The organism is Bosea sp. ANAM02, assembly GCF_011764485.1.
Taxonomy (GTDB): domain Bacteria; phylum Pseudomonadota; class Alphaproteobacteria; order Rhizobiales; family Beijerinckiaceae; genus Allobosea.
The window spans coordinates 2,062,444-2,082,837 of sequence record NZ_AP022848.1 but is presented as its reverse complement, the minus strand read 5'-3'; the positions used below and the strand labels follow the sequence as shown (position 1 = coordinate 2,082,837).

22 protein-coding genes are annotated in these 20,394 nt (G+C 66.4%); 4 read left to right on the top strand and 18 right to left on the bottom strand.

Features of this window, described 5'->3' with window-relative positions:
• Nucleotides 1-105: 105 nt before the first annotated feature.
• The 6 genes from OCUBac02_RS10010 to OCUBac02_RS09985 form a co-directional block, all read right to left on the bottom strand.
• A complete protein-coding gene (locus tag OCUBac02_RS10010; RefSeq protein ID WP_173045327.1) occupies nucleotides 106-834 on the bottom strand; it encodes an NUDIX hydrolase in 729 nt (242 codons plus the stop codon).
• Nucleotides 831-1,724 (bottom strand): PhzF family phenazine biosynthesis protein, encoded by an 894-nt coding sequence (locus OCUBac02_RS10005; protein ID WP_173045325.1) that lies wholly within the window; start codon nucleotides 1,722-1,724, stop codon nucleotides 831-833. The genes OCUBac02_RS10010 and OCUBac02_RS10005 overlap by 4 nt, the downstream gene beginning before the upstream one ends.
• A 4-nt stretch (nucleotides 1,725-1,728) precedes the next feature.
• Complete coding sequence (locus tag OCUBac02_RS10000) at nucleotides 1,729-2,844, bottom strand: endonuclease/exonuclease/phosphatase family protein (RefSeq protein WP_173045323.1); 1,116 nt, start codon at nucleotides 2,842-2,844, stop codon at nucleotides 1,729-1,731.
• 10 nt (nucleotides 2,845-2,854) lie between these two features.
• A complete protein-coding gene (gene pdxY, locus OCUBac02_RS09995; protein ID WP_173045322.1) occupies nucleotides 2,855-3,703 on the bottom strand; it encodes a pyridoxal kinase PdxY in 849 nt (282 codons plus the stop codon).
• A 104-nt stretch (nucleotides 3,704-3,807) separates the two neighbouring features.
• Nucleotides 3,808-4,887 (bottom strand): sensor histidine kinase, encoded by a 1,080-nt coding sequence (locus OCUBac02_RS09990; protein WP_173045319.1) that lies wholly within the window; start codon nucleotides 4,885-4,887, stop codon nucleotides 3,808-3,810.
• A gap of 89 nt (nucleotides 4,888-4,976) precedes the next feature.
• Entirely contained in the window at nucleotides 4,977-6,008 is a 1,032-nt protein-coding gene (locus OCUBac02_RS09985) for an ABC transporter substrate-binding protein (RefSeq protein ID WP_173045317.1), read from the bottom strand.
• Between the two features lie 177 nt (nucleotides 6,009-6,185).
• On the opposite strand from OCUBac02_RS09985, the gene OCUBac02_RS09980 reads away from it, so the two are divergent.
• A protein-coding gene (locus OCUBac02_RS09980) for an IS630 family transposase (protein WP_244639150.1) occupies nucleotides 6,186-7,129 on the top strand; the annotation gives its coding sequence in 2 pieces (ribosomal slippage) (nucleotides 6,186-6,522 and nucleotides 6,522-7,129; 945 coding nt in all).
• Between the two features lie 19 nt (nucleotides 7,130-7,148).
• On the opposite strand, the gene OCUBac02_RS09975 is transcribed toward OCUBac02_RS09980, so the two are convergent.
• The 3 genes from OCUBac02_RS09975 to OCUBac02_RS09965 all read right to left on the bottom strand — a co-directional run bounded on the left by OCUBac02_RS09975 (nucleotide 7,149) and on the right by OCUBac02_RS09965 (nucleotide 9,317).
• Nucleotides 7,149-7,553: a hypothetical protein gene (locus OCUBac02_RS09975; protein ID WP_173045315.1), complete on the bottom strand. Its 405-nt coding sequence runs from the start codon at nucleotides 7,551-7,553 to the stop codon at nucleotides 7,149-7,151.
• Nucleotides 7,554-7,650: 97 nt separating this feature from the next.
• Nucleotides 7,651-8,442 (bottom strand): ABC transporter permease, encoded by a 792-nt coding sequence (locus OCUBac02_RS09970; RefSeq protein WP_173045313.1) that lies wholly within the window; start codon nucleotides 8,440-8,442, stop codon nucleotides 7,651-7,653.
• On the bottom strand, nucleotides 8,439-9,317 hold the full coding sequence (locus OCUBac02_RS09965) for an ABC transporter ATP-binding protein (RefSeq protein WP_173045311.1): 879 nt from the start codon (nucleotides 9,315-9,317) through the stop codon (nucleotides 8,439-8,441). Before OCUBac02_RS09965 ends, OCUBac02_RS09970 begins: the two co-directional genes overlap by 4 nt.
• A gap of 188 nt (nucleotides 9,318-9,505) precedes the next feature.
• On the opposite strand from OCUBac02_RS09965, the gene OCUBac02_RS09960 reads away from it, so the two are divergent.
• On the top strand, nucleotides 9,506-10,030 hold the full coding sequence (locus OCUBac02_RS09960; RefSeq protein ID WP_047581640.1) for a DedA family protein: 525 nt from the start codon (nucleotides 9,506-9,508) through the stop codon (nucleotides 10,028-10,030).
• 238 nt (nucleotides 10,031-10,268) lie between these two features.
• On the opposite strand, the gene OCUBac02_RS09955 is transcribed toward OCUBac02_RS09960, so the two are convergent.
• From OCUBac02_RS09955 to OCUBac02_RS09945, 3 genes are all read right to left on the bottom strand, one after another.
• Nucleotides 10,269-10,499: a hypothetical protein gene (locus OCUBac02_RS09955; protein WP_173042962.1), complete on the bottom strand. Its 231-nt coding sequence runs from the start codon at nucleotides 10,497-10,499 to the stop codon at nucleotides 10,269-10,271.
• A 330-nt stretch (nucleotides 10,500-10,829) separates the two neighbouring features.
• The gene (ilvC, locus tag OCUBac02_RS09950) at nucleotides 10,830-11,849 is read right to left on the bottom strand and encodes a ketol-acid reductoisomerase (protein WP_055728916.1); all 1,020 of its coding nucleotides are present in this window, start codon (nucleotides 11,847-11,849) and stop codon (nucleotides 10,830-10,832) included.
• 14 nt (nucleotides 11,850-11,863) lie between these two features.
• Entirely contained in the window at nucleotides 11,864-12,529 is a 666-nt protein-coding gene (locus tag OCUBac02_RS09945) for a TetR/AcrR family transcriptional regulator C-terminal domain-containing protein (protein ID WP_173045309.1), read from the bottom strand.
• A 298-nt stretch (nucleotides 12,530-12,827) separates the two neighbouring features.
• Between OCUBac02_RS09945 and OCUBac02_RS09940 the strand changes: the two genes are divergently transcribed.
• On the top strand, nucleotides 12,828-13,373 hold the full coding sequence (locus tag OCUBac02_RS09940) for a DUF924 family protein (protein ID WP_047582833.1): 546 nt from the start codon (nucleotides 12,828-12,830) through the stop codon (nucleotides 13,371-13,373).
• A gap of 3 nt (nucleotides 13,374-13,376) precedes the next feature.
• Here the strand turns inward: OCUBac02_RS09940 and OCUBac02_RS09935 are convergent, their stop codons facing one another.
• The 5 genes from OCUBac02_RS09935 to OCUBac02_RS09915 all read right to left on the bottom strand — a co-directional run bounded on the left by OCUBac02_RS09935 (nucleotide 13,377) and on the right by OCUBac02_RS09915 (nucleotide 17,490).
• Nucleotides 13,377-13,598, bottom strand: a complete 222-nt coding sequence (locus tag OCUBac02_RS09935) for a hypothetical protein (RefSeq protein ID WP_173045307.1) — start codon at nucleotides 13,596-13,598, stop codon at nucleotides 13,377-13,379.
• A gap of 2 nt (nucleotides 13,599-13,600) precedes the next feature.
• Complete coding sequence (ilvN, locus tag OCUBac02_RS09930) at nucleotides 13,601-14,143, bottom strand: acetolactate synthase small subunit (RefSeq protein ID WP_047580085.1); 543 nt, start codon at nucleotides 14,141-14,143, stop codon at nucleotides 13,601-13,603.
• A gap of 51 nt (nucleotides 14,144-14,194) precedes the next feature.
• Nucleotides 14,195-14,878, bottom strand: a complete 684-nt coding sequence (locus OCUBac02_RS09925) for a glutathione S-transferase family protein (protein ID WP_173045306.1) — start codon at nucleotides 14,876-14,878, stop codon at nucleotides 14,195-14,197.
• Nucleotides 14,875-15,585, bottom strand: a complete 711-nt coding sequence (locus tag OCUBac02_RS09920) for an aspartate/glutamate racemase family protein (RefSeq protein WP_173045304.1) — start codon at nucleotides 15,583-15,585, stop codon at nucleotides 14,875-14,877. Before OCUBac02_RS09920 ends, OCUBac02_RS09925 begins: the two co-directional genes overlap by 4 nt.
• A 141-nt stretch (nucleotides 15,586-15,726) precedes the next feature.
• On the bottom strand, nucleotides 15,727-17,490 hold the full coding sequence (locus OCUBac02_RS09915; protein WP_173045302.1) for an acetolactate synthase 3 large subunit: 1,764 nt from the start codon (nucleotides 17,488-17,490) through the stop codon (nucleotides 15,727-15,729).
• Between the two features lie 337 nt (nucleotides 17,491-17,827).
• On the opposite strand from OCUBac02_RS09915, the gene OCUBac02_RS09910 reads away from it, so the two are divergent.
• Entirely contained in the window at nucleotides 17,828-19,291 is a 1,464-nt protein-coding gene (locus OCUBac02_RS09910) for a GGDEF domain-containing protein (RefSeq protein ID WP_173045300.1), read from the top strand.
• A 164-nt stretch (nucleotides 19,292-19,455) separates the two neighbouring features.
• Here the strand turns inward: OCUBac02_RS09910 and miaA are convergent, their stop codons facing one another.
• Nucleotides 19,456-20,382, bottom strand: coding sequence for a tRNA (adenosine(37)-N6)-dimethylallyltransferase MiaA (gene miaA / locus OCUBac02_RS09905; protein ID WP_244639149.1), 927 nt, complete (start codon nucleotides 20,380-20,382; stop codon nucleotides 19,456-19,458).
• Nucleotides 20,383-20,394: the final 12 nt, after the last annotated feature.

Here is a 20,394-nt window from a genome sequence, read left to right as displayed (position 1 = left end):
TCCCGGGCGCAGCGAAGCGAAGACCCGGGATCCATTCCGGAACGGTTCAGGAATGGATCCCGGATCGGCGCCGCTGACGCGGCTTGTCCGGGATGACCGCAAGGGTCAGGATCGGTCCGTCTCGAAGATATGTGCGAGATAGCGGCGCATGAAGGGCGGCATATCGTGCTTTTCGGTATCGGTGAGATTGCGCACGATGACGATGTCGGAGAGCTCTTCTTCTTCGAGATGCTTCATCCGCTCCAGCATCAGCGCTCGCGCCTCCTCGGCCGGCAGGTCGATCCTGACCTCGCGCATGAAGGCGATGCGGCCCTGCTCGATCAGCGCCGTCCAGCCCTCGCCCACCTGAAGCTCCTCGGCGCGCAGGCCCGTCTCCTCGCCGAGCTCGCGGGTGACGCTGCCGGCGAGGTCGAGCGTGCCGTCGGGCCGGGCGTCGTCGCGGTCGGGCGTGCCGGCGGCGAAATAGACCTTGCCGGCATTGGCGGTGTGGTCGCCCATCTTGCCGCAGAGAAAGGCGCCGTCATTGGCCATGAGCGCCGCCATCGCGAAGCCGTTGCGGATGATCGGACCGGGATGACCGAGGTCGCGCCAGGTCATGAAAGCCGCATAGTCGGTCTCGAAATAGCCGGCCTCGAACACCCCGTCGCGGATCGCGGCGCGATGCTGCAGCATGACGCGGCCATTGAACATCGCCGGCTTATCGGCGCTGATCTCCGCCCAATGCGCCACGATCAGGGCGGCGTTCTCGCGCGCGAAAGCCCAATCGTAAGGCTCGACGCGGGCATCGATCCGTGACAGCCGAATGATCGTGCTGTTCTCCACGCCATCGTTCACAGCAGCACGCCCTCGCTCACGACGACGGCCGAGCCGCCGATCCGCGCCGAGATCAGCGCGCCGTCGCGCACGCTCAGCTCCAGCGTGATCTGCGATGGCCGGCCCATCTCGTAGCCCTGCTCGACGACGAGGCGGTGGTCGCCATCTTCCGGCTGGTCATAGGCCATGATCGCCCCGGCAAAGGCCGCGACCGCGCCACCGGTCGCCGGGTCCTCCTCGATGCCGGCGCCCGGCCAAAACATCCGCGCGTGAAAATCATGGCCGGGCTCGGTGGTCTCGCGGGTGTAGAGGAAAGCCCCGCCATCGCCAAACGCCGTGGACCAATGCCCGCGTTCGAGCCGCGCACGGCCAATTGCCTCGCCGCTCGCCACCGGAACGCAGCGAAACGGCACGCCCCCGCTGAAAAGCGTCGGCACATGCGTCCCAAAACCGATATCGCCGGTCTGGAGCCCTAGCGCCGCGGCAATCGCAGCAGGCGTCCCCGTCTCGCCCGCACGCTCCGGCAAACGCGGCAAGGTGAAGGTCGCCTGCCCCGCATGGCTGCCCTTGATCGAGACGGCGCAGGAGACCGGCCCGACCTTTTCCTCCAGAACCAGCATGTCGGCGGGCTTGCCCCCGGCCTCGTCGGTCAGCGCGAGCCAGACCGCCGTGCCGACCGTCGGATGCCCTGCGAAGGGCAGTTCACCACCTGGCGTGAAGATGCGGATGGCAGCCCGATGCTCCGGCTTCTCGGGCGGCGCGACGAAAACCGTCTCGGACAGGTTGAACTCCCGGGCGATCGCCTGCATCGCCTCGGTGTCGAGCCCGTCCGACTGGAGCACGACCGCGAGCGGATTGCCGGCATGGCGGCGCGTGGTGAAGACGTCGAGCGTGACGAAGCGGCGTTTCATCGTGTCAGCCCTCGGGAATGTCGAGATCGATGGTCAGCGGGCAGTGGTCTGAGGCCTTGGGCCGGTCCCAGCCGACGCGCGGATAGCGGTTCGCGCAGGTCGCGAGCGAGGCCATCGAGCGGTCCGGCGCGCGCGGATCGAGCGGTACGCGATACGGCAGGCCGCGCCGGATCATCTGCATGGCAGGCTTCGGATTCGCCGCCGCCAGCGCCGGCGAGAGCAGGATGTGGTCGAGCGGCATATGGCTGTCGATCAGCTTGTCCTGGCTCTCGGACCAGTAGCGCCGGAAATGCGTCCAGCGCTCATGCGCCGGCAGCGTCTCCATCGGATCGACCGCGAAATCGTCGAGCAGCGGCTCGATGCCGCTGGCACCCTCGTCGACGACCTCGGCGCGCGGGCCGAGCCCGTAGCGATAGCCGTTGAGATCGCCGAGCACGATCCAGTTGGTCTCGCGCCAGCCGCCGCCGAAGCGCTGCTGGATCAGCCAGCGCACGGCGCGCGCCTCCGCCCGGCGCACCGGCAGCGTCGCGATGCGTCCATCCTCGCGGCCGTTGTTCATCGACTTGAGATGGCAGCCGAACAGGCTGAGGCGGCGCCCGGCGAAACTCAGCTCCACCTCCAGGCAGTCGCGGGCGAAGACCTTGCCATGCGGCCCGATGCCGAGCGCGGCGAGTTCGCGATCATGCACGCCGGCCTCAGCGAAGGTCAGGTCCTTGTGCGAGCGCACTGTGACCTGCCCCTGCCCGAACAGGTCGCGCCGCGCCGCGAAGCCGATATCGATGCTGCGGCGATCATTGCCGTCGAGCAGCGCGAAATGGCCGTAGCGATGGTCGGCGATGCGGTGGACGTAATTGGCGAAGAAGGCCTGCAGGCTGGCCAGCGAATCGACTTCCTGCAGCATCCAGAGATCGGCCTGCGCCTCGGCGATGGCGAGCGCCGTCATCTGGCGCTTGTCGTCCTCCAGCGCGACCGCGAGCGAGCGCTCCACCGCGTCGCGCTCGTCGGCGCGCGGAAAATGGAACAGCGACATCGCGGCGGCCGTCTCGGTGCGCCCGCCCGGCTCGAAGCGATGCCGCGTCAACAGGTTCTCGACATTGAAGGTGCCGACGCGCAGCTTCATCGCGATACGCTCAGATCGCTTCCGGCTCGAAGACCTGCGAGGGCGTGACGAACTCGTCCTGCGCCGCCACGGTCAGGATCTCGCGCGAGCCCGCCTCCTTCGTCCGCTTCAGCAGGCCGTAAATCGAGGACGCAGCCTTCGACAACGCGGCCGCCGCCGATTCCTCGCGCAGGTAATGGGTGAAGAACAGCGCCGCGATCGCATCGCCAGCGCCGTTCACGCTGACGTCGAGCTTGGGCGTGCGCACCCGCCAGCTCCCCCTGGCATCCGCCGCCATCAGATCGATCGAATCGTCCGGCGTCTCCTCGGTCACGAGCGAGGTCACCATCACGACCCTCGGTCCGGCATCGCGCAGCGTTTCCACGGCGCGATGCGCGTCGGCGATGGTCCTGATCTCGATATCGGTCAGCAATTCCAGCTCGAACTGGTTCGGCGTCACGATGTCCGCAGCCGGCACGGCCTGCTCGCGCATGAATTCCGGGATGCCCGGCCGCACGAATACGCCCCGGCCGACATCGCCGATCACGGGATCGCAGCAGTAGAGTGCTTTCGGGTTGGCGGCGCGCACCTGCTCCACCGCCGAGAGGATGGCGTGGCCGATATCGGCCGAGCCCATATAGCCGGAGATCACGCCGTCGCACTGGGCGAGCACGCCGCGCTCGGCGATGCCCTCCATCACCTCGTCGATCATGCCGCCGTCGAAGACGCGGCCCTTCCAGCTGCCATAGCCCGTATGGTTCGAGAACTGCACCGTATGGATCGGCCAGACATCGACACCGAGTCGCTGCATCGGAAAGGTCGCGGAGGCATTGCCCACATGGCCAAAGGCAACATGGGACTGGATCGAGAGAATATTCATGGTCCGAAGCGATACCCCGTTCGCGGTGGGACCGCGAACCTAACGGCTCCCGCGCGGGGCGCAAATCGAAAGCGGTGAAGCGATCCATCGCTCGCGCCCGGCAGTCATTCCCGCGGCGCGATATTGGCCATCGTCGTGGTCAGGACATAGCGCAGGCCCTCGGGCCGGTAATCCAGCGCGACCTCGCCCTGGAATTTCTGCGCCATGACGCGCTCGACCAATCGCGAGCCGAAGCCTTGCCGTCGCGGCTTGACCACCGGCGGCCCGCCGCTCTCGATCCACTCGAAGCGGAAGACGTCCTCGCTCTGCAGCCGGCCGACGCTCCAGCGGACCGAGACCTCGCCGCTTTCGACCGAGAGCGCGCCGTATTTCACAGCGTTCGTCGCCAGCTCGTTGGCGGCCAGCGCCAGCGTCATCGCCTGGTCGGCGGTCAATTGCAGCGGCGGGCCTTCGATGCGGATCGTGCCGATATCCGAGCGGTGCGGCGCCAGCGCGCCGTCGATCACGGCGCGGATCGGCGCGCTGCTCCAGCTCGACCGGGTCAGGATGCTGTGCGCTTCGCCGAGCGTCGCGATGCGGTCGCTGAGGATCGACTGCGCCTCCTCCAGCGTCTCGGCCGAGCGGAAGGTCTGGCTGGCGATCGCCGCGATCATGGCCAGCGTGTTCTTCATGCGATGGGCGAGCTCGGCATTGAGCAGGCGGCCGTTGCGCTCCGCCTCCATCTTGCCGGTCGTCTCCATCACCGTGTCGATCATGCCGAGAACCCGGCCGTTCTCGTCGCGGATGGGGCTGTAGCAGAAGGTGAACCACGCCTCTTCGGGATGGCCGTAACGGTCGATGGTGAGCGGGAAATCCTCGATGAAGGTCGCCTCGCCGGCGAAAGCCTTGTCGATCAGGGGGCCGATATCGTCCCAGACCTCGCCCCAGACATCGCGGAAGGAACGGCCGAGAGCGCTCGGCTTGTCGCCGAGGATCGGGCGGAAGGCGTCATTATGGATCGTAATCAGGTCCGCGCCCCAGACGATGCATTTGGGAAAGCGCGAATTGACCATCATGCCGACGGCGATTTTCAGCGCAGCCGGCCAATCGGCGATCGGCCCGAGCGACGTCGTATTCCAGTCATGATTGCGGATGGCAACGGCCATGTCGCCGCCGCCATCCAGAAAGGCCGTTTCGCCGCTCACCTGTCTCCCCCAGCGCGAATCGGCGCAGCATGCACGGAACGCGGGACGGACGCGACGTCAAAAGACAGACGCCGCGCCCGTGCCCACAATCAGGATCCGGAGGCCGCCTTCTTGGCGAAGCTGTCGATGAAGGTCTTCGACAGATCGACATCGGAGTTGGTCAGCGCGGGGTCGAGCAGCTTGAGCGAGTCGTACATGCTCTTCATCGCATCCGGCATCGCGATCCCGGTACGCGAATAGGCTTCCTGCGAGCTCTTGACCGCGCGGATATAGAGCGCCTTGTCGCCGAGCAGGTACTCTTCCGGCACCAGCGCCGCAACATCCTCGGGCTTGGCCGTCTCCAGCCATTTCAGGGCCTTCATCAGGGCATTGACCAGCTTCTGGGTCGTGACCGGGTTCTTCTCGGCGAAATCGTTCTTGAGATAGAGCACCGCCGCCGGGTTGGAGCCGCCGAACAGCGCCTTGGTGCCCGCCTCGGTGCGGGTGTCGATCACCGGGACGATGTCGCCATCGGCCTCGAGCTTCGAGGTGACCGGGTCGAGATGCGAGATCACGTCGACCTGCTTCTGCTTGATCGCGGCGATGGCGCTCGCTCCGGCTCCGACACCGATGATCGCGGCGTCAGTCGCCTTCAGGCCCGCCTTGACCATGGCGTATTGCGCGGTCAGCGCGGTCGAGGAGCCCGGCGCGGTCACGCCGATCTTGAGGCCCTTGAAATCGGCGGCCGACTTCACCTTGTCGGCGAGATCCTTGCGCACGGCGATGGTGATGGCCGGGAAGCGCCCGAGCTCGATCACGGCGCGGATGTCCTGCCCCTTCGCCTGCATGCGGATCGTATGCTCGTAGGCACCGGTCACGACATCGACCGAACCGCCGACCAGAGCCTGCAGCGATTTGGCGCCGCCGCCGAAATCGTTGATCTCGACATCGAGCCCCTGCTCCTTGAAGTAGCCCTTCTTCTCCGCGACCGTGAGCGGGAGGTAATAGAGCAGCTGCTTGCCGCCGACGCCGAGCGTGACCTTTGGCTTCTCGGCATTCTGGGCGAGTGCGGCATGCGGCGAGACGCCGAGCGCGGTCGAAAGCGCGAAAGCGGCCAGCGCGCCGCGGCGGGTAAACTTCATGGCGAAACCTCCGGTGTTGATGAAAAGGCGCTTCTGACGGCGCGATCCGGGCAACGATAGGCGAGATCAACCGTCTCGGGCAAGCGAGCTAGAGCGCTTCCGGCGCTGATTGAATCGATTGTGAAGTGACGGGGCGGCCGGCGCCTGATTCAACGTGATCGTTGGATGAGGTTTGGCATGGCACGAGCACTGAGCGACGATCTTCGGGGGCGGGTTTTGCAGGCTTCGACGGATGGAGCGTCGGCGCGTCAGGCGGCGGTCCGGTTCGGGGTGGGGATCTCGACGGCGATCCGGTGGATCGCACGGGCGCGGCTGGGTGAGACCACTGCGCGGATACAGGGCCGGCGTCGGACCTCGCGCCTCGATGCGCATGAGGCCTTCATCGTGGGGCTGATCGAGGAGCGTCGGGACATCACGCTGAACGAGATGATGGCGCGCCTGTCGGGCGAGCGGTCGGTCGTCATCGGTCATAGTGCCCTGAGCGCCTGGCTTTGCGGACGAGGCTGGACGTTCAAAAAAAGACCGCCCATGCACTGGAGCAGGAGCGGCCCGACGTCCTGAAGCGGCGGCGCGACTGGTTCGAGGCCCAGCCCGATCTCGATCCCCGGCGCCTCGTCTTCATCGACGAGACCGGCCTGTCGACCAAGATGGCCCGCTTGCGCGGCCGTGCCCCGCGCGGCGAACGTTGCCGGGCCGGTATTCCGCACGGGCACTGGAAGACGACGACCTTCGCGGGAGCCTTGCGCCTCGATGGCATGACCGCACCTTTCGTCTACGACGGCGCCATGAACGGCGTCGTCTTCCTCGCCTATGTCGAGCAGGTGCTGGTTCCGACGCTCAAGCCGGGCGACATCGTCGTGATGGACAACCTGCCCGCCCACAAGCCGGCCGGCGTTCGCGAGGCGATCGAGCGTGCCGGCGCAACACTCTCGTTCCTGCCGCCCTACAGCCCTGACATGAACCCGATCGAGAATGCCTTCGCAAAGCTCAAAGCCCTGCTCCGAGCCAGGGCTGAGCGCTCAATCGGCGCGCTCTGGGATGCCGTCGGCGCCGTTGTCGATCTCTTCTCGCCAACCGAATGCGTCAACTTCTTCAAGGCAGCCGGATATGACCCGGATTAAACCGGAAATGCTCTAAGTCTCACCCGGCATTGCACAATTGGCGGAAGCGCGAGACGTGGCGCGAAACCTGGCCGAGATCGAAAGAGGCGGTGTATGTCCGCCTGACGGCGAAAGCCATCGTCTGGCCGGCTAGTAATCCCTGAAAAAGCGCGATCGCACGCTTTCCGCCAAGCGTGAGATAGTCGTCGCGACTGTCCATGTGCTGGACGATGTCCTCGCCACTGTCACGCGACACCGTGACGTCCTCGCCGCCGAGCGACCACGCGCGCCCTGCACCGAAATCGAGCGCGACACCATAGGTCGAAGCATCCGAGACCCGGCAGGATATCACCAGCATGACGTCACGGCCGTCGCGGGCCTTGCTGGTCAGCACGAGGCGGTGGCGTTTTGCATTGCTCCGGCCCTCCGAGTTGACCTGCAGCATGGCTTCGGTTTTCGCCTGCACGGGGCGCGGGGCGCCGCACAGGCCTATCGCCAGAGCCGAACATGCAAGCAGGGACGCGGCACGCATGGCTTCCCGCTCAGGTCGTCGTGGTCGAGCTTTGTCCCGGCCGCCAGATCAGCAGGCGCTTCTCGACGACCGTCACCAGCGAATCGATGGCGATGACGAAGATCGCCAGGATCAGCATGCCCGAGAACACCCCCGTGACGTCGAACACGCTCTCGGCCTCGTGGATCTTGTAGCCGAGCCCGGCGGACGAACCGAGATATTCGCCGACCACCGCGCCGACCAGCGCGAAGCCGACGGAGGTATGCAGGCTGGAGAACATCCAGGTCAGGGCCGAGGGCCAATAGACATGCCTGAAGAGCTGGCGCTCGTTCATGCCGAGCATGCGCGCATTGGCCAGGATCGTCGGCGAGACCTCGCGCACGCCCTGGTAGACGTTGAAGAACACGATGAAGAAGACCAGCGTGAAGCCGAGCGCCACCTTCGACCAGATGCCGAGACCGAACCAGAGCGCGAAGATCGGCGCCAGCACGACGCGCGGCAGGGCGTTCGCCGCCTTGATATAGGGATCGAACACCGCGGAGAGCAGTTCGCGCCGCGCGAAGGCGAAGCCGAACAGGATGCCGGCCAGCGAGCCGATGACGAAGGCGAGCACGGTCTCGGTCAGCGTGATGCCGAGATGCCAGTAGATGTCCCCGCTGGTGAGCTGCCTGAAGGTGCGCGTCAGCACCGCGACCGGCGTCGAAAAGAAGAATTGCAGCGTCTTGACGTCGCCGAACAGGCTCGTGGTCGTCACCACATGCCAGACAAGCAGGAAGACCAGCATCACCAGGATCTGGAGCGAGAGCAGCTTCATCCGCTTCATGATGCGTCTCCCCCGACGAGCTCGCGCCCCTCGCCCATCGCATAGGCCTTCTGCACCTCGACGCGCAGCGAGGCCCAGATGTCGCGATGGATTTCGTGGAAGGCCTTCTCCAGCCGGATATCGGCGATGTCGCGCGGGCGCGGCAGGTCGACCTTGTAGTCCGCGACGATCCCCGCCGCCGGCCCGGCCGACATCACCACGACCCGGTCTGAGAGCGCGATCGCCTCCTCCAGGTCGTGGGTCACGAACATCAACGCCTTGCGGTCGCGCGACCAGAGATCGAGCAGAAGATTGCCCATGATCTGCCGGGTCTGCGCGTCGAGCGGCCCGAAGGGCTCGTCCATCAGCAGGATCTCGGGATTGCGGATCAGCATCTGCGCGAGGCTGACGCGCTTGCGCTGCCCGCCGGAGAGCATGTGCGGATAGCGATCGACGAAGGTGCGCAGGCCCACGCGTCCCAACCATTCGCGCGCGCGCTGGTCGGCCTCGCGCTCGGGCACGCCCATCGGCTCCAGCGCGACCTTGACGTTCTCCAGCGCCGTCTTCCACGGCATCAGGGCGTCCTGCTGAAAGAGATAGCCGGCACGCCGGTTCAGGCCCGAAAGCGGCTTGCCGAAGATGCCGACCGTCCCGGCCGAGGGCGCGAGCAGCCCGGCCGCCGCATTCAGCAGCGTGGACTTGCCGCAACCGGTCGGCCCGACGATCGAGACGAACTCGCCGGGATGAACCTTGAGATCGATCGCCTTCACCGCCTGATAGCGGCCGCCATCGGCGAGATGGAAGGTGATGTCGATACCGCCGAGCGCCACCGCCGGGTCGCCCGACGAAACCGCTCCCGTGCCCGCATGCGACTGCGGACGATCCTGCAACTCCATGAAATCCGTTTCCCCGTCGGGCGCGGGACTGATGTCCGGCCGTCAGCTTTTTTCACGTTGCCGGAATTAATAGGCGATCGTCCGGGGAAGGCAACGCCCGCCCTGCGGCGGCCCGTCGCTTGCATCGCGCCGGACACCCGGCCATATGGCGAGACCGACCCGACCCCGCAGGAGCCGAGCCGAACGCCATGGCCGAACTCGAACAAGCCATGAAGGCGCTCGTCGACTTCATGCAGGCTCATCAGCAATGGGCGATCCCGATCGTCTTCGCTGTCGCCTTCGCCGAATGCGTCGCGATTCTCTCCTGGCTGGTGCCCGCGACGGTGTTCTTCACCACCTTCGGCGCCGTCGCCGGCGCCTCGGGACTTAATCTCGTGCCGCTGGCGCTGGCCGCTTCCCTCGGCGCCGGCAGCGGCTTCTGGGTGTCCTATCTTGCCGGTGTCTATCTCGGGCCCCGCGTCCACGATCACTGGCCCTTCCGCAACAATCCTCAACTGCTCGATCGCGGCCACGCCTTCTTCGAGAAATGGGGCATCGCCAGCATTCTCATCGGGCATTTCTTCGGGCCGCTGCGGGCCGTCATCGCCATCGTCGCCGGCATCGTCGCGATGCCGGCCTGGCAGTTCCAGCTCGCCAACTGGCTGGCCTCCTTCGCCTGGGGGTTCAGCCTGCTCTACGCCGTCGGCCGCGTCAGCGAATTCCTCGCGCGCTGAAAGGCACCGGCACTCGATGGCCGCTGGTATCCATAAAAAAACCTCCGGCGCCGGACGCCGGAGATTTCGTGACTTTCGTCATCTGGTCCGACGCTCAGGCCAACCCGAGCACGACGGCCAGCATGATCGCCAGCGATACCGCCATCACGACGCGGATGGCCACAGGCGTTTCGAGAATGCGTAAAAGCTCCATCACTGCCTCCCCGGTTACGGGCAAACGCGAACGACTTTATAGAACTCAATAGGCGAGCATCTCGACCCCGACCCAGGCGACCATCGCAAGGACGAGACCGCCGACGAGCACCATCAGCACCGGCCGGCCAAGAAAACCCTGCCGCGCCTCGACGGGCGTCTCGACCGCCGGATCGGCATCGCTATGGTCATCCGCCCGCATGGGCGGAATCGGATCGCCGCCGCGCAACTGCCCGGGATCCTGCACCGGCACTCTGGGTCGCGTATCGACCGTCATGACCGTCTCCCTTGATCTGTCGCAGGCCTCTTGGGCCATGCACCGCAAGGAAAACGCCCGGGCGTTCGCAGGGTTCCGACAGGCGCGAACCGAAAGCGAGCGGCAGCCTCCCGGCCGCCGCCCGCAAACAGAAAAATCCAACCGGATCAGTCGATTGAAAGGGATTCCGGAATCAAACCCGGAACACCTTGAATCAATCTGGGAAGCCGCTTGCCTTGCCGTCATTCCCGGGCGCTGTGGAGCAGCGACCCGAGAATCTCCACCCGAGAAGAGCCCCCTTCGTCCCGAGATGCTCGGGTCAAGCCCGAGCATGACGGGATGGGGAAGAGCTCAGTTCTTGGTCTTGTCGACCAGGGCCTTGGCCTTGATCCACGGCATCATGTCGCGGAGCTTGGCGCCGACTTCCTCGATCGGGTGGGCGGCATAGCGGGCGCGGGTCGCCTTGAACGAGGTCTGGTTGACCTTGTTCTCGAGCATCCAGTCGCGGGTGAACTTGCCCGACTGGATGTCGTTGAGGACGCGCTTCATCTCGGCCTTGGTCTCGGCGGTGATGATCCGCGGGCCGGTGACGTACTCGCCGTACTCGGCGGTGTTCGAGATAGAGTAGTTCATGTTGGCGATGCCGCCTTCGTAGATCAGGTCCACGATCAGCTTCACCTCGTGAAGGCACTCGAAATAGGCCATCTCGGGGGCGTAGCCGGCCTCGGTCAGCGTCTCGTAACCGGCCTTGATCAGCTCGACCAGGCCGCCGCAGAGCACGACCTGCTCGCCGAAGAGATCGGTCTCGCACTCTTCCTTGAAGGTGGTCTCGATGATACCGGCGCGGCCGCCGCCATTGGCCGAGGCGTAGGACAGGCCGAGGTCATGTGCGTTGCCGGTCGCGTCCTGGTGGATCGCGATCAGGGTCGGCACGCCACCGCCGCGCTGATACTCGGAGCGGACGGTGTGGCCCGGGCCCTTCGGGGCGACCATCAGCACGTCGAGGTCCTTGCGCGGCTCGATCAGGTTGAAATGGACGTTGAGGCCGTGCGCGAACAGGAGGGCGGCGCCTTCCTTCATGTTGGCATGCAGTTCGTCGCGATAGATGTCGCCCTGCAGCTCGTCCGGCGTCAGCATCATCATGATGTCCGAGACCTTGGCGGCCTCCGACGGGGTCATCACCTTGAAGCCGGCCTCTTCGGCCTTCTTGCGCGTGGCCGAGCCGGCCTTGAGCGCGATGATGATCTCCTTGACGCCGGAATCGCGCAGGTTGAGCGCGTGGGCGTGGCCCTGCGAGCCGTAGCCGACGATGCAGACCTTCTTGCCCTTGATCAGGTTAATGTCGGCATCACGATCGTAATAAACGCGCATGGGTGTCTCCTTTGTCACGCGTTGGTCTTGTCCCGGCCCGAGGCATGCCGCCCCGCGCCGTAGAGGGTCAGAAACTGTTCGGTCGCCCGCTCGGCGTCGGTGGCAATCTCGGCCCGGCTGAGCGTCAGCGTATCGCCGAGCAGCAGCCGGATCTGGACGTCGCGGCCGGCGAGGCCGAAGAAGGTGCGGAAGGCTGTCTCGGTATCGTCGAAGGCGAGCAGCCCCGCCTCGCGCCCAGCATCGAGCACCGGCTTTAGCCGCTCGCCGATGGCGAAGCGGCCATTGGCCAGCACGATCGAGCCGAGATTGCCGTCGCGCGAGGCTGCCTGGCTGATGCCGATGCGGTTGAGCGCGATCGAGGTCGGCGAGGTGATGACATCAAGCCAGTTCGCGGCGAAGCCCTTCAAGCTCTCGCGCAGCGCGCCGGCATCGAGGTTCTGCCGGTCGAAATTGCCCGCCCTCACCTTCGAGGCCTGCCACTGCACGGTCGCGGTCAGCAGGCCGTCGCGGTCGCCGAACCACTTGTAGAGCGTTTCCTTGGAGCAGCTCGCGCGGCGCGCCACGGCGGTCATGGTCAGCCCGCTGCCCTTCTCGACCATCAGGCTCAGCACGGCATCGAGCACGGCCTGCTGGCGCGCTGTCAGCGCCTCGCCTTGCGTCTCTGCGGAGCCTTGCGTCATGGGCGGGAGAAATCCAGTACCGTACGTTACGGTTCAGGCATCTATCGCAGCGACGGGCGGCCCGCAAGCGTTATTCGCGGCTGGCGATTGGCTGAAGAAGAATTATCTCTGGGAGGCCACTCGAATCCCTTGAACCCTCATCCTGAGGAGGCCCGACAGGGCCGTCTCGAAGGATGCTCCAGATATCCCGGGAGCCTCCTGGAACATCCTTCGAGACGCAGCCTGCGGCTGCTCCTCAGGATGTGGGCTGGACCTGTCACTCGAAATTTGAACTTGCCACAAGCCAAAGGAGCCACCTATGACCCTGCCCAGCGCCCATGACGTCGTCAGCTTCTGGCGCGAAGCCGGCCCGGAGAAATGGTTCGCCAAGAACGACGCATTCGACGCCGAGATCATCAGGCGCTTCCTCCCGGCCCATGAGGCCGCAGCCGCCGGACAGCTCGCCGATTGGGAGGAAACTGCGGAAGGCGTCTATGCGCTCCTGGTCCTGCTCGACCAGTTCCCGCGCAACATGTTCCGCGGCAGCCCGCGCGCCTTCGCCACCGATTCGCAAGCGGTCGAGGTGGCCGAGCGCTCGATCGCCAGGGGGTTCGACAAAGCCTATCAGCCGCCGGAGAAGCGCTTCTTCTACATGCCCTTCATGCATTCCGAAGGACTGGAGGATCAGGAGCGCTGCATCGAACTCTGCGCCGCTGCCGATGACGCAGACGGCGTGAAATATGCCGAAATCCACCGCGACATCATCCGCGACTTCGGCCGTTTCCCGCATCGAAACCGCGTGCTCGGTCGCGAGACCACGGCACGGGAACAGGCCTTTCTCGACGAGGGCGGCTTCGCGGGCTGAGGCTCAGCCGGCCTGCTGGCTGGCGATGCGCTGCAGGAAGACCGCCGCGATGGTCAGGAGGAAGCCGGCCCACCACCGCGGCGAGCGCAGGCTCTTGCCGCTGCCGAGCGGCTCGGCCTGCCCCTTGCCCGACAGCCGCATCACGATCGGCCAGACGAGGCAGCCGAGGCCGGCTATGCCGAGCAGCAGCGCGATCTGCCCAAGCGTTTCGGGGGTGAACGCCATGTTCACATCGAATCCGGGCCGCGGCTCATCGCGGCGATGCCGGTGCGCGAGACCTCGGTCAGCCCCACCGCCGTCATCGTCTTGATGAAGCGTTCGATCTCCTCGGTCGCGCCGGTCAGTTCGAAGACGAAGGAGGTCAGCGAGGCATCGAGCACGCGTGCGCCGAAGGCGGAGGCGAGGCGCATCGCCTCGACGCGATGGTCGCCCTTGCCGACGACCTTGACCAGCGCCAGCTCGCGCTCGATCGCCTCGCCCTGCTCGGTCAGGTCGACGACGCGGTGCACCGGCACCAGCCGGTCGAGATGCGCCTTGATCTGGTCGATGACATTGGCCGTGCCGGAGGTGACCACCGTGATCCGCGAGAGATGCTTCTCATGCTCGGTCTCGGAGACGGTGAGGCTCTCGATATTGTAGCCGCGGCCCGAGAACAGCCCGGCGATGCGGGCAAGAACGCCCGGTTCGTTGTCGACGATCACCGCCAGGGTATGGCGCGCGGTCGGCTGGGCCTTGGGAGCGTTCGGGTAGTGGGTGGCGGGCTTCGACATGACGGACCTGTGAGGCGGGTTGGAGCGGGTGAAAACGGAAGCTAGGGGCGATCAGGAAGCGCGGAGATCGACGAGGGCGGGCTCGTCGACCTCGTCCTGCGCTACGATCCAGGGTTCGGCCAGAGCGGCGGCGAGCCATTCGCGATAGGCCGGCAGCGCGAGCACGGCCTGCATATAGTCCCGCGAGACCGGATCGACGGCGATGCCATAGGTATCGAGACGGGTGACGACCGGCGCGAACATCGCGTCCGCAGCCGAGAATTCGCCGTAGAGGAAGGGCCCGCCGGCGCCGAAGCGCTCGCGCGCCTGCCGCCACAGCGCGGTGAGCCGCTCGACGTCGCGGGTGACGCCGGGGCCGCGATCGCGCGCGGCGAAGCGCTTGCCGAGATTCATCGGGCAGGCGCCGCGCAAGGCCGTGAAGCCGGCATGCATCTCGCTGGAGATCGCACGCGCATGGGCACGGGCCGCCTTGTCACGCGGCCAGATGCTGGCCTGCGGCTGTGTGTCGTGGAGATATTCGCAGATCGCCAGCGTCTCCCAGACGGCGATCGCGCCGTCGACCAGCGTCGGCACGGTGCCGCCGCTGCCGGGCGCAGCCGCGAAGATCGCGTCCTTGAAGCCGGGCTCGTCGAGCAGCACGAGCTGCTCGGTGAAGGCGATCCCGGTCGCGCGCATGAGGAGCCAGGCCCGGAGCGACCAGGACGAATAGCATTTATTGCCGATCAGAAGCTTCATGCCGCGGCAGCCTCCCATTCCTCGACGAAATCGAGCGCGGCCGCGACATGCAGCGCGGTGGTGTCGAACACCGGCACGTCGACATCGCCCTGCGACAGCAGGAGGCCGATCTCGGTGCAGCCGAGGATGACGCCGTCGGCGCCCTCCTCCCTGGCCGCCCGCGCGACGATGGCGCGGTAGCGCTCGCGCGAGGCCGGGTCGATCCGCCCGCGGCACAGTTCCTCATAGATGATCCGATGGACGTCGTCGCGCTCCTCGGGGGTCGGCACCAGCGCCTCGACGCCGAAGGCCCTGAGCCGGTCGCGATAGAAGCCTTGCTCCATGGTGAAGCGCGTCGCCAGCAGCAGCGGCCGTCGCGAGGGCGAAGCCAGCACCGCCCGCGCCGTCACGTCGGCCAGATGCAGGAAGGGCAGCTTTGTCGCGGCGATGATCTGGTCCGCGACCTTGTGCATCGTGTTGGTGCAGAGCACGAGGCAGGAGGCCCCGCCCTGTTCGAGCCGGCGCGCGCTCGCGGCCAGCGCAGCGCCGGCCGCGGCCCAGTCGCCCTTCGCCTGCATGTCCGCGATGGGAGCGAAATCGACCGAATGCAGCAGCACGTCGGCCGAATGCAGACCGCCCGAGCGGGCGCGCACGCCCTCGTTGAGGAGCCGGTAATAGACCGCGGTCGACTCCCAGCTCATCCCGCCGATCAGACCGATGGTGGCCATGGTATTTTCCTTCCCGCGCCGCTGCCGTCATTCTCGGGCGAAGCAGAGCTTCGACCCGAGAATCTCCCGCCGGAAGGGCACAGCCTCGCGCCTCGCTCCGCCTGAGATGCTCGGGTCAAGCCCGAGCATGACGATGCTCCGTCAGACGAGCTGCTTGCCCTTGGCGTCGATGATCTGGCCGGTATCGCCCTCGAAATCGGGCAGGATCATCTCGTTATGGGCCTTGCCCGACGGGATCATCGGGAAGCAGTTCTCCTCCTTGGCGACGATGCAGTCGAAGATCACCGGCTTCGGCGTGTCGATCATCTCCAGGATCGCGGCGTCGAGCTTGGCCGGATCGTCGCAGCGGATGCCGTGGCCGCCATAGGCCTCGGCAAGCTTCACGAAGTCCGGCAGGGACTGCGAATAGCTCTCCGAATAGCGCCCGCCATGCAGCAGTTCCTGCCACTGGCGCACCATGCCCATGTACTCGTTGTTGAGGATGAAGATCTTCACCGGCAGGCGGTACTGCACCGCCGTCGACATCTCCTGCATGTTCATCAGGATCGAGGCCTCGCCCGCGATGTCGATGACCAGCGCCTTGGGGTGCTTCATCTGCACGCCGATCGCCGCCGGCAGGCCGTAGCCCATGGTGCCGAGCCCGCCCGAGGTCATCCAGCGGTTCGGCTCCTGGAAGTGGAAATGCTGCGCCGCCCACATCTGATGCTGGCCGACCTCGGTCGTGATGAAGGGGTCGCGGTCCTTGGTCAGCTCGTAGAGCCGCTCGATCGCGTATTGCGGCTTGATGATCGTGTCCGAGCGCTTGTAGGCGAGGCTCTTGCGGCCGCGCCAGCCCTCGATCTGCGTCCACCAGGCCGCGAGCGCGGTCTTGTCGACCTGTGCGCCGGTCTCGCGCCAGATACGGACCATGTCCTCGAGAACATGGGCGCAGTCCCCGACGATGCCGATATCGACCTTGACCGTCTTGTTGATCGAGGACGGGTCGATGTCGATATGGATCTTCTTCGAGCGCGGCGAGAAGCCGTCGATGCGGCCGGTGATGCGGTCGTCGAAGCGCGCGCCGATATTGATCATGACGTCGCAGTCATGCATCGCGAGGTTCGCCTCGTAGGTGCCGTGCATGCCGAGCATGCCGAGCCACTGCTTGTCGGCCGCCGGGAAGGCACCGAGCCCCATCAGCGTCGAGGTGACCGGGAAACCGGTCAGCCGGGCGAGTTCGCGCAGCAGGTCCGAGGCATGCGGGCCGGAATTGATCACGCCGCCGCCGGTATAGAAGACCGGCCGCTTGGCGCCGGCGATCAGCTCGACCGCGGCCTTGATCTTGTTCAGGTCGCCCTTGACCACCGGGCGGTAGGTCTTGTGCTGGTTGTCGCGCGGGCGGCTATAGGCGCCGGTCGCGAACTGCACGTCCTTCGGGATGTCGATCACGACCGGGCCGGGGCGGCCGTTGGAGGCGACGTAGAAAGCCTCGTGCAGGATGCGCGGCAGGTCGTGGATGCTCTTCACCAGATAGTTGTGCTTGGTGCAGGAGCGGGTGATGCCGACCGTGTCGCATTCCTGGAACGCGTCGGAGCCGATCAGATGCGTCGGCACCTGGCCGGTGATCACGACGAGCGGGATCGAGTCGAGCAGCGCGTCGGTCAGGCCGGTGACGGCATTGGTCGCGCCGGGGCCGGAGGTAACGAGCACGCAGCCGACCTTGCCTGGTCCGGAGCGGGCATAGCCCTCGGCCGCATGGACCGCGCCCTGCTCGTGGCGGACGAGGACATGCTTGACCTTCTCCTGCTGGAAGATGGCGTCGTAGATCGGAAGTACGGCGCCGCCCGGATACCCGAACAGGTGCTCGACACCCTGGTCCTGAAGCGCGCGGACGACCATTTCGGCTCCGGTCATCATCTCGCTCATAACGCTCTCCTGCGGCTGGTCTTCTGGTCTGTCTGGAATGCGGGCAATAAAAAAGGCCCTCGGAGGGGCCTGGGCGTGCGCTGGCGTCGGGGACGCCCGGTCTTTAAACCGGCCCCTACCAGCGCACCTCTACGATAATAAGCTTGCGCATCGCGCTCATGATCCTTGACGGAAGTTGCCGAACGCTAACGGAGGGCGCGCAGCCGGTCAAGCGATAACATCGCCGGGAAGCCCGGAGAAACGGGCATGTGACGCGATCCTGAAAATGCCATGCCGTTGGGGAACACTTTCTCAATCGGTCCGGCATTAGGTTCGGCGCGCTCGAACCGGGACGGACATGTATTACGAGGTTCACACCGAGAATATCGCGGCCCGTGGCCACGCCCCGGAGATCGCGCGGATTCTGAACCGCTTCGCGCTGCATCGCCAGGATGGCGAGCCCGTCGGCTATGAGAAGCTCGCCACGGCCCTGCTGCCGGAGTTCGGCGACGACCTGATGATCCTGGAACCGACCGGGGACGGCGACTACCGCTGGCTGCATTTCGGCTGCGAGATCATCCGCTATTCCGGCGCCAGCCGTCTCGGCAAGCGCCTTTCGGAGATGCGCGAACGCGTTGCCCGCTTCTCGATCGACAGCTTCGACCAGGCTCTGGCCGAGGACCGGCCGCTCTATACCGTGCATCGCTCGACCCAGACCGTGCGCGTGTCGCTCTGGGAGCGCCTGGTCCTGCCGACCACGACGCGCGACGGGCGCCGCTTCATCGTCGCGTTCAGCCGCCCGCTGCAGTTCCGCGAGGACCTGCTCAACGCCGTGCTCGAAAGCTCGCCCAGCGGGATCGTCGCCTTGCGCGCCATCCGCGACGCGGCCGGCACGATCGAGCAGGCCGTCGTCGTCACCGCCAACCGCCGTGCTTCCGAACTGAGCGGACGCGCGGAAGCGGACCTGCTCGACACCGACGGCCGCGAGAGCCTGTCCTTCCTGTCCGACCCGTCGGTCTGGCGCCGCTGCCTTTACGCCATCGACCTGCAGCGCCCCGATACGCTCGAGGTCTCCTTCATGCGCGAGGACGCCACGACCTGGCTTCGGGTCGCGATCGCCCCGCTCGGCGACGGCCTCCTCCTGACATTGACCGATATCACCGACCTCACGGTCGCCAACCAGACCCTGCAGATGCGCGCCGCGACGCTGGCGCTGGAGATCGGCCGCGAGCGGGCGACCCGTCGTGCGCTTTCAGAAGAAATCGGCCTGCGCGAGGAACGCGAGACGGAATTGCGCCGTCTGGCCGAGACCGATCCGCTGACGGCGCTGCTCAACCGTCGCTCCTTCACCGAGAAGGCCAATGCAGCGATCGCGGCCAGCGAGGCGGAGGGCACCGGTCTGGCGATGATCATCGTCGATCTCGACCATTTCAAGCAGGTCAACGACACCTATGGCCACCCGGCCGGTGACGCCGTGATCCGCGCCTTCGCCGACCTGCTGCTCGGGCAGTTCCGCAACGAGCGCAACCTCGTCGGCCGCTTCGGCGGCGAGGAATTCGGCATTCTGCTGCGGGACTGCGACCTCGCTTCGGCTGCGGCCAGCGCCCGCCGAATTCAGGACGCGCTGCTGGCCCGCGCGATGCCGGTCTCCGAAACCCTGGCGCTCAAGGTGACCGCGAGCCTCGGCGTCGCGTCTCGCCAGGCCGGCGAAGCCCTGGCCTCGCTGACGGCCCGCGCCGACCAGGCGCTCTATCGCGCCAAGAACGAAGGCCGCAACCGCCTCGGCCTCGCCGATCCCCTCTCTGTCGCGGAAGCGGCCTGAGCGTAAGCCGCCGGTTTGCACATATGAGCCCTCATCCTGAGGAGCCGCGTCAGCGGCGTCTCGAAGGATGCTCCAGATGTCTCGGAGCCTCCTGGAACATCCTTCGAGACGCAAGCTCCGCTTGCTCCTCAGGATGAGGGCTTGGGGACCATCCAGAGCAGCCCTCAGCAACCGAGCCGCCGGACGGCCAGTTCCAGCGCGACCTCCGGTGCGGCGGCCTCCCAGCCCGCCATCTGGTGACGGAACCAGGTCACCTGCCGCTTGGCATAGGCGCGCGTATCGGCCTGGCCCCGCCGGATCGCTTCCGCCAGCGTGATCGCGCCGTCGAGATGGGCGATCAGGCCGGGCACGCCATGGGCGCGCATGATCGGCAGCAGCGGATCGAGCCCGCGCAGCCGCAGACGTAAGACCTCGTCGAGTGCGCCTTCGCCCATCATCGTCTCGAAGCGCCGGTCGATACGCTCCCGCACCGCCTCTCGCTCGGGATGCACGAAGAGCCGCAACGTCGGCACATCACCCAGCGGCCCCGGCTCGCGCTCGCCCTGAAAGCTCGCCAGCGAGCGCCCTGTCGCCCGGAAGACCTCCAGCGCCCGCATGATCCGCATCCGGTCGCTCGGGCGCAATCGCTCCGCCATGGCGGGGTCGCAAGCGGCAAGCTCGGCGTGAAGCGCAGCCGTCTCGCGCCCCTCTGCATCGGCGCGGAAGGCAGCCCGGACCTCTTCCGGCACCGGCGGCATCGCCGAAAAGCCTTCGGTGACGGCCTTGAAATAGAGCCCGGTGCCGCCGACCAGGATTGGCAGCGAGCCGCGCTGCCGCAGTTCCGCCAGCAGCGACGCCACGTCTGCGGCATAGCGCATCGCCGAATAGTTCACGGCGCCGTCGACATGGCCATAGAGGCGATGCGGCACCACAGCCTCCTCCGCCTCGCTCGGCCGGGCCGAGAGCACGCGCAGATCGGCATAGACCTGCATGGAATCGGCATTGACGACGGTGCCGCCGGTCTGGCGCGCGATCTCGATCGCCAGGGCGGACTTGCCGCTCGCGGTCGGACCTGCGATGAGCACCGCGCCGAATTGCCCTTCCGCCTTCACCCGGTTCCTCGC

Excerpts from the sequence above, each read along its gene's own strand:
- OCUBac02_RS10005 (WP_173045325.1), bottom strand. The coding sequence starts at position 1,724 with ATGAAACGCCGCTTCGTCACGCTCGACGTCTTCACCACGCGCCGCCAT.
- OCUBac02_RS10000 (WP_173045323.1), bottom strand. The coding sequence starts at position 2,844 with ATGAAGCTGCGCGTCGGCACCTTCAATGTCGAGAACCTGTTGACGCGG.
- pdxY (WP_173045322.1), bottom strand. The coding sequence starts at position 3,703 with ATGAATATTCTCTCGATCCAGTCCCATGTTGCCTTTGGCCATGTGGGC.
- OCUBac02_RS09985 (WP_173045317.1), bottom strand. The coding sequence starts at position 6,008 with ATGAAGTTTACCCGCCGCGGCGCGCTGGCCGCTTTCGCGCTTTCGACC.
- OCUBac02_RS09975 (WP_173045315.1), bottom strand. The coding sequence starts at position 7,553 with ATGCTGCAGGTCAACTCGGAGGGCCGGAGCAATGCAAAACGCCACCGC.
- OCUBac02_RS09970 (WP_173045313.1), bottom strand. The coding sequence starts at position 8,442 with ATGAAGCGGATGAAGCTGCTCTCGCTCCAGATCCTGGTGATGCTGGTC.
- OCUBac02_RS09965 (WP_173045311.1), bottom strand. The coding sequence starts at position 9,317 with ATGGAGTTGCAGGATCGTCCGCAGTCGCATGCGGGCACGGGAGCGGTT.
- OCUBac02_RS09960 (WP_047581640.1), top strand. The coding sequence starts at position 9,506 with ATGGCCGAACTCGAACAAGCCATGAAGGCGCTCGTCGACTTCATGCAG.
- OCUBac02_RS09955 (WP_173042962.1), bottom strand. The coding sequence starts at position 10,499 with ATGACGGTCGATACGCGACCCAGAGTGCCGGTGCAGGATCCCGGGCAG.
- ilvC (WP_055728916.1), bottom strand. The coding sequence starts at position 11,849 with ATGCGCGTTTATTACGATCGTGATGCCGACATTAACCTGATCAAGGGC.
- OCUBac02_RS09945 (WP_173045309.1), bottom strand. The coding sequence starts at position 12,529 with ATGACGCAAGGCTCCGCAGAGACGCAAGGCGAGGCGCTGACAGCGCGC.
- OCUBac02_RS09940 (WP_047582833.1), top strand. The coding sequence starts at position 12,828 with ATGACCCTGCCCAGCGCCCATGACGTCGTCAGCTTCTGGCGCGAAGCC.
- OCUBac02_RS09935 (WP_173045307.1), bottom strand. The coding sequence starts at position 13,598 with ATGGCGTTCACCCCCGAAACGCTTGGGCAGATCGCGCTGCTGCTCGGC.
- ilvN (WP_047580085.1), bottom strand. The coding sequence starts at position 14,143 with ATGTCGAAGCCCGCCACCCACTACCCGAACGCTCCCAAGGCCCAGCCG.
- OCUBac02_RS09925 (WP_173045306.1), bottom strand. The coding sequence starts at position 14,878 with ATGAAGCTTCTGATCGGCAATAAATGCTATTCGTCCTGGTCGCTCCGG.
- OCUBac02_RS09920 (WP_173045304.1), bottom strand. The coding sequence starts at position 15,585 with ATGGCCACCATCGGTCTGATCGGCGGGATGAGCTGGGAGTCGACCGCG.
- OCUBac02_RS09915 (WP_173045302.1), bottom strand. The coding sequence starts at position 17,490 with ATGAGCGAGATGATGACCGGAGCCGAAATGGTCGTCCGCGCGCTTCAG.
- OCUBac02_RS09910 (WP_173045300.1), top strand. The coding sequence starts at position 17,828 with ATGTATTACGAGGTTCACACCGAGAATATCGCGGCCCGTGGCCACGCC.